A 1,179-nucleotide genomic window follows, 5' to 3' on the forward strand; every position below is an offset into this window, starting at 1 on the left:
CCCCTCTTGAGAGCAGGGTTGTTGCATTCTAAATATAATAATGTAACTTGATGCAAAAAAAAGCGGATGGAGAAGAGTCTATTAGATTATTTATCGGAGTTACCAGATACAAGACGTAGGGCTGGTCAGCGTCATGACCAAACTTTCATTTTGTTGCTTGTATTGATGAGCACAATGAGTGGTTATCATGGCTATCGTTCAATAGGTGATTTTATAAAGCGAAATGAAGGAGATCTTTTAACCTGTTTTCAACCTAATAAGGCTCGTCTTCCAAGTTTTTATACCATAAGACGTGTTATACAGGATCTGGACTTTAACAGCTTGAATGAAAGCTTTTATAAATGGGCCAGTCAGCATGTCGATCTGTCTAAAAATGAATGGTTACACATAGACGGCAAGGCAATGAAAGGAACAATGAGCGATTATTCACTTGATAAGCAACGGTTTGTAAGCCTGGTGAGTTTATATAGCAGCAGGCAAAATCGAGTTGTTGCCCATGGCTTGGTTGACAACTCAAAACAAAGTGAGATACCTGTAGTTCAGCAACTTATTTCCAGCTTAGGACTACAGGGTGTAACGTTTACTCTTGACGCATTGCATTGTCAAAAAAAACAGTAGAAGTTATTATTGGCACAGAAAACAATTACATAATAGGTGTGAAAAAGAACCAGAAGAACCTTTACAAAAAGATCGAGGCCATTACCTCAGAAGAGGCAATGGCCTGTAGCAAGTTTGTAGAATTGTTAAAAAACAGAGGGCGAACAGAACGTAGAACAGTTTGGGTGTGTCCGGTAACAGACGAGATCAGTAATACCTGGGCCGGGGTTAGGCAACTGATCAAAGTGCATCGCTGGGTAAAAGAAAAAGGGCGCATCCGCGAAGAATACGCCTTTTTCATTAGTAGCTTGATTGGCAATGCGCAAACGTTCTGCTATGGCATTAAAAGCCACTGGGGCATAGAAAATAGTCTTCATTGGGTAAAGGATGTGTCATTTAACGAAGACTCTTCACGGATTAGAACATCAAATGCGCCTGAAAACACCTCGGTGTTTAGAAACATAGTTATTAATGTATTTAGGATAAATGATTATCCAAATCTTGCACAAGCACAAAGGCTTGTTTGTAATGATATTAACAAATTGAAACAACTATTAAATTAGAATGCAACAGCCCTGCTCT

General features: G+C 39.2%; 1 pseudogene. It reads left to right on the forward strand.

Going from position 1 to position 1,179, the window contains the following annotated elements:
* Positions 1 to 66 precede the first annotated feature (66 nt).
* Positions 67 to 1,160: pseudogene (locus QWZ17_RS23260) on the forward strand (ISAs1 family transposase).
* Positions 1,161 to 1,179 lie beyond the last annotated feature (19 nt).

This window comes from Mucilaginibacter flavus (assembly GCF_030409315.1).
Classification (GTDB): Bacteria; Bacteroidota; Bacteroidia; order Sphingobacteriales; family Sphingobacteriaceae; genus Mucilaginibacter; species Mucilaginibacter flavus.